The 6,000-nt window shown below is 70.4% G+C and carries 5 protein-coding genes; all 5 read right to left on the bottom strand.

The window, feature by feature from the left end:
- Nucleotides 1-206: 206 nt before the first annotated feature.
- On the bottom strand, nucleotides 207-974 hold the full coding sequence (locus AC3WLN_RS07795; RefSeq protein WP_447676276.1) for a Bax inhibitor-1/YccA family protein: 768 nt from the start codon (nucleotides 972-974) through the stop codon (nucleotides 207-209).
- Between the two features lie 356 nt (nucleotides 975-1,330).
- Complete coding sequence (locus AC3WLN_RS07800; RefSeq protein WP_492480460.1) at nucleotides 1,331-2,170, bottom strand: DUF1186 domain-containing protein; 840 nt, start codon at nucleotides 2,168-2,170, stop codon at nucleotides 1,331-1,333.
- Between the two features lie 32 nt (nucleotides 2,171-2,202).
- Entirely contained in the window at nucleotides 2,203-4,626 is a 2,424-nt protein-coding gene (pheT, locus tag AC3WLN_RS07805) for a phenylalanine--tRNA ligase subunit beta (protein ID WP_492480461.1), read from the bottom strand.
- Nucleotides 4,627-4,733: 107 nt separating this feature from the next.
- Entirely contained in the window at nucleotides 4,734-5,816 is a 1,083-nt protein-coding gene (pheS, locus tag AC3WLN_RS07810) for a phenylalanine--tRNA ligase subunit alpha (RefSeq protein ID WP_056216769.1), read from the bottom strand.
- A partial coding sequence (locus AC3WLN_RS07815) for a hypothetical protein (protein WP_492480462.1) occupies nucleotides 5,813-6,000 on the bottom strand: 188 nt, incomplete at its 5' end. The genes pheS and AC3WLN_RS07815, both read right to left, overlap by 4 nt.

Here is a 6,000-nt window from a genome sequence, read left to right on the forward strand (position 1 = left end):
CCCGGGATCCAGACGCGCAGGTCGTACCGAATCTGACGTCGACGGCTCTGGATTGCACGCCCGAGGCGCCCCGAACCGATGGCTGGTTTCGCTTGCGACCAATCGGCCTCGCGCAAATCAGCCTCGAAGGACCGCCGCCGCCCAGCAAAAAGGCCCCGGCGGTGTCCCGCCGGGGCCTTTCTTCGCTTGTCGGCTGGCCGGTTCGCTCAGCGGCGGTCGCCGAGGAGCGAGAGCAGCATCTGGAACATGTTGATGAAGTCCAGGTACAGGGTCAGGGCGCCGTTCACCGACAGCTTGGCCGCGCCCTCGGCATCGGCGCCGCTGTAGAGGAACATCTCCTTGAGCTTCTGCGTGTCGTAGGCAGTGAGGCCCGCGAAGATGAGCACGCCGATCACCGAGATCGCGAACTGCAGCGCCGAAGAAGCGAGGAAGATGTTCACCAGCGAGGCGATGATCAGGCCGATCAGGCCCATCACCAGGAACGAGCCCATGCCGGACAGGCTGCGCTTGGTGGTGTAGCCGTAGAGGCTGAGACCGCCGAAGGTCGCCGCCGTGATGAAGAACACCCGCACCACGCTCGCGCCGGTGAAGACGAGGAGGAGCGAGGACATCGAGGCGCCCATCACCGCCGCGAAGGCGAAGAAGGTCAGGCGCGCCGAGGCCGCGGACATCCGGTCCATCCGCATCGAGAAGATGAAGATGAAGGCGAGCGGCGCCAGCATCACGACCCACTTGAGCGGGCTGGTGTAGAGCAGCTGGCCGAACGGCGTCAGGGCGACGCGGCCGGTCGCCGTCTGGGCGACGGCGGCCATGTTGAGGCCGAGGGCCACGAGACCGGAGATCCCGAGGCCGATGACCATGTTGTTGTAGACGCCGAGCATGAAGGTACGCAGGCCCTGGTCGATCTCGACCTGGCTGCCGGCATACCCGGTCGGCTGGGCGCCGTACCGGAAGGGGCTGTTATCGAATGCCATGGGAGTTTCCCTTGGAAGCTCTCTCAGCGTGTGATTTCGGAATGAGGCTCACGCACAGGACCTCTTGGCGCCAAGCGGCGCCTCGTGAGCAAATATGTTCGGTCACGCTGCCCCGCACAAGGGGCCGGCCAAGGCTGAAACGCCTGAATCGCACCGGCCTTTGCTGGTATTTTGTTCCGGTCGGACGGGATTAAAACGCCGCCTGACCATGCGAGACTTTCATCGCGCAGGATTAACCAAGTCGGCGCCGCCGCTTCACCCGCGATGCGGCGACACGCCGTTGCCGGCCGGCGGGCGGATGGCCGCGCGGGCCCCGTCGCCCCCCCCGGCTTCCATCGCGCCGAACCGTGGCCGCGTCAGGCCGCGACCTTGTCGAGGCAGCACTTCTTGAACTTCTTGCCGCTGCCGCAGGGGCACGGGTCGTTGCGGCCGACATGCTTGAGCGGGTTGACGATCGGCTGGCCGAAGCCCTCCGCCGCCCAGGCGAGGTCCGTCAGGGGGTCGTCGAGGATACCGAAGCGCTCGGGGTTGAAGCGGGCGGGATCGCGGCGCTTCACCGTCTCGCGCAGGGCTTCGGGGAACCAGGTCGGATCGCTGTTCGTCGGGGTGAGCCGGCCGTCCTCGCGGGCGGCGGCGACGCGGGGCTCCAGCTCGGGGAAGCCCATGAGGGCGATCGCCTCCTCCCAGCCCGCCCAGGCCGGATCGACTTCCACGGCGGCCCGCTTGTCGTCGAAGCGGACCAGCAGGTCGTGGACCTGGTCGCGCGGAATGCGCCCGACCTCGCTCAGGTAGGCCACGGCGGCGAAGGCCTCGTTCCGCACGATGGAGTCGACAGTGCTGTCCAGCAGCAGGGTGAAGACCGGCTCGACGTCGCCGTCGAAGACGCTGATCAGGACCTTGGTCAGGGTCGTGGTCATCACGTCGCCGAGGAGGGTGTCGAGCGTGTCCCCGTCCGCGTGGAGCAGCCGGATCAGCGGCCGGTAGGCCCGGGTGTCCTGGGCGGCGGCGAGGATGTGCAGGCCCCAGAACATCAGTTCGGCCTCGGCCTCCGTCAGGCCCGGCTCCCGGGATGACCGATCCAGGACGTCGAGCACCGCGTCGGCGATGCGGTCCGGCTCCGCCAGCGCCGCGCGCATCTCGGGCACCGGCAGGTACGGGGCGGCCGAGAGCACGGCGACGAGATCCGGATCGAGCATCGTTGGCCTGTCCTGTCAGGAGGAGAGAGGTTTCAGGAGCGGAGCGTCGCCCCGGTCTTGCGTGCGACCTCGGCGACGATCCGGGCGGAGACCGCCTCGATCTCCGCATCGGTGAGGGTGTGGTCCACCGGCTGGAGCCGGACCGCGATCGCCACCGACTTCGAGCCCTCCGGAATGCCGACGCCCTCGTAGACGTCGAACACGTCGATGCCGGTGACGAGCTTGCGCTCGGCGGCCTGGGCGGCCTTCACCACGTCGCCGGCCGCGACGTCCCGGCCGACCACGAAGGCGAAATCGCGGGAGATCGGCTGGAAGTCCGACAGGACGAGATTCGGCTTGACCTTGGTGGCACGGTATTTCGGAAGCGGCACCGCGTCGAGGGCGATCTCGAAGGCGACGAGCTGGCCCTTGAGGTCGAGGGCCTTCATCACGCGCGGATGCACCTCGCCGAACGATCCGACCGGGTTCTTCGGGCCGAACTGCAGGGTGCCGGAGCGGCCCGGATGCAGCCAGTCCGGCCCGCCGGCCACGACCTGCAGGCCGCCGGTGGGGATGCCCAGAGCCGCCAGGAGCGCCAGGGCGTCGGCCTTGGCGTCGAAGGCGTCGACCGTCGCGGTGCGCCCGTCCCAGTGGCGGCCGGCGCCGGCCTGGGTGGCGGTGCCGCGGCGGATGGCGGCCGCCCGGATGGTCTGCCCCTCGGGCTGGTCGGTGGCGAAGCACTGGCCGACCTCGAACAGGGCGACGTCGGCGCTGCCGCGGTCGGCGTTGCGCTGGGCGGCGCGCAGCAGGCCCGGCACCAGGCTCGGGCGCATGTCGGAGAGATCGGCGGCGATGGGGTTCGCCAGCGCCAGGTCGGCCCCGCCGCCGCCGAACAGCACGGCGTCGTCGTGGGGGATGAACGACCAGGTCACGGCCTCGACGAGGCCGCGGCTGGCCAGCGCCCGCTTGGCGAGGCGGGTGCGCTTCTGCATCACGGTCAGCACCGGCTTGCCCAAAGCCGCCTCGATGCGCGGCAGGGGCTTGGGCTCGATGCGGTCGAGCCCGGCGATGCGCACGATCTCCTCGACGAGGTCGGCCTTGCCCTCGACGTCCGGGCGCCAGGAGGGGGTGAGCACCTTCACCCGGTCGCCGGAACCGGCGACGTGGAAGCCGAGGGCCTCCAGGGTGACCTTCATCTCGGCGCGGGACAGCTCGATGCCGGCCAGCCGCCGGGTCTCGGTCCAGGGAAAGTCGATGACCCGCTCGGTCTGGGGCGGCTCGCCGACGATCACGGGCTGGCTCGGGCTGCCGCCGCAGATCTCCAGGACGAGGCGGGTGGCGAGGTCGAGGCCCGGCAGGGTGAAGGCCGGATCGACGCCGCGCTCGAAGCGGTAGCGCGCATCGGTGATGATTCCGAGGCGGCGGCCGGATTGGGCGATGTTCACCGGGTCCCACAGGGCCGATTCGATGAGCACGTCGGTGGTCGCCGCGTCGCAGCCCGAGGCCTCGCCGCCGATGATGCCGCCGATGGATTCGACGCCGTTGTCGTCGGCGATGACCACGGTGTCGCCGGTCAGCGCGTAGGTCTTGCCGTCGAGGGCCTTCAGGGACTCGCCATCGCGGGCGCGCCGGACCACGAGGCCGCCCGCCACCTTGGCGGCGTCGAAGACGTGGAGCGGCCGGCCGCGGTCGAAGGTCAGGTAGTTGGTGATGTCGACGAGGGCGTTGATGGGGCGCAGGCCGAGCGCCCGCAGGCGCGCCTGCATCCAGTCCGGCGAGGGGCCGTTCGTCACGCCGCGCACGAGGCGCAGGGTGAAGTAGGGGCAGAGGCCCGCGTCGGGCGCGGCGAAGTCGAGGGTGACGGGCACCGGGCAGTCGCCCTCCCCGCGCACCGGCGGCAGCGGCGGCCGCTTGAGGTCGCCGAGGCCGGTCGCGGCGAGATCGCGGGCGATGCCGTGGATGGCGGTGCAGTCCGGCCGGTTCGGGGTGAGGTTGATCTCCACCACCGGGTCGTCGAGCCGGGCGTAGAGCGCGTAGGGCTGGCCCGTGGGCGCGTCCTCGGGCAGGTCGAGGATGCCGCTCGCCTCCTCGCCGAGGCCGAGCTCGGCGCCCGAGCACAGCATGCCGAGGCTCTCGACGCCCCGGATGGTGCCCACCGCCAGGGTCTTGTCGAGGCCGGGCACGTAGGTGCCGGGAGGGGCGAACACCGTCTTCATCCCGGCCCGGGCGTTGGGCGCGCCGCACACCACCTGCACCGGCTGCCCGGTGCCGGCCTCCACCGTGCAGACGCGCAGGCGGTCGGCATTGGGGTGGGGCTCGGCGGTGAGGACGTGGGCCACCACGAAGGGCCTGAGGCTCGCGGCCTTGTCCTCGATGCCTTCGACCTCGAGCCCGATCCGCGTCAGGGTCTCGGTCACGGTGTCGAGGGACGCCTCGGTGTCGAGGTGGTCCTTGAGCCAGGAGAGGGTGAGTTTCATCGCTTGAATCCCCTGGCGTCCGAGGCTCCCGGGGTGGGTGGGACGCCGGCGCCGAACAGGAAAGGAAAGGTCTCGTCCGGCCGGGGCCGGCGCGTGAAGGCTCGGGATCAGCCCGTCAGCCCGGCCACCAGGCTCGGGATGTCGAGGGGCCGGAAGCCGTAATGGTCGAGCCAACGCACGTCCGCCTCGAAGAACGGGCGCAGGTCCGGCATGCCGTATTTCAGCATGGCGATCCGGTCGATGCCGACGCCGAAGGCGAAGCCCTGGACGCTGTCGGGATCGAGGCCGCAATTGCGCAGCACGTTGGGGTGGACCATGCCGCAGCCGAGGATCTCGAGCCAGTCGGTGCCCTCGCCGAAGCGGATCTCGCCCCCTTTCCGCGAGCACTGGATGTCCACCTCCGCCGAGGGCTCGGTGAAGGGGAAGAACGAGGGCCGGAAGCGCATCTTCACCGCCTCGACCTCGAAGAAGGTGCGGCAGAACTCCTCCAGCACCCATTTGAGGTTGGCGATGTTGGCGGCCTTGTCGATCACCAGGCCCTCGACCTGATGGAACATCGGCGTGTGGGTCTGGTCGGAATCGTGCCGGTAGGTCCGGCCCGGGCAGATCACCCGGATCGGCGGTTGCTGCGACCGCATCGTCCGGATCTGCACCGGCGAGGTGTGGGTGCGCAGCACCTTGCGCTGGCCGTTGCGGTCGGGGGCCAGGAAGAAGGTGTCGTGCATCTCCCGGGCCGGGTGGCCGGGCGGGAAGTTGAGGGCCGTGAAGTTGTAGTCGTCGGTCTCGATGTCCGGCCCCTCGGCCACCGAGAAGCCCATATCGGCGAAGATCGCAGTGATCTCGTCCATGACCTGGCTGATCGGGTGGACGCGGCCGCGCACCTCCGGCGCCTCGCGCACCGGCAGGGTCACGTCGATGCGCTCGGCCGCCAGGCGGGCGGCCAGCGCCGCCTCCGCCAGGGCGTCCCGCCGCGCCGTGAGCGCGCCCTGGACTCGGTCGCGCAGGCCGTTGATCAGGGGGCCGCGCGCCTTGCGCTCGTCGGGGGTCATCGCCCCGAGGGTCTTCAGGAGTTCGGAGACCGACCCCTTCTTGCCGAGCGCCGCGACGCGCACGGCGTCGAGGGCGGCCTCGTCGGCGGCGTCCGCGACCTGACGGAGCAGGTCGCCTTCGAGGGTGTCGAGATCGGTCATCGGTTCAACTCACCGGCTGCGGCGGCGGCGATCGGGAGGGATCGGCCGGGCTCGGTCATTCGGATGTCGCGTGGGGTTTTGCGGGTCGCGCCCCGCAATGCAAGCGGTCGCATCCGGAAAATCCCGGCCGATCGGCGGAAAAGGGTCGCGACCGGAAAGCAGCAAAGGCGCGGCGCCCCCGGGG

The sequence above is a fragment of the Methylobacterium sp. FW306-05-D genome, from assembly GCF_058782155.1.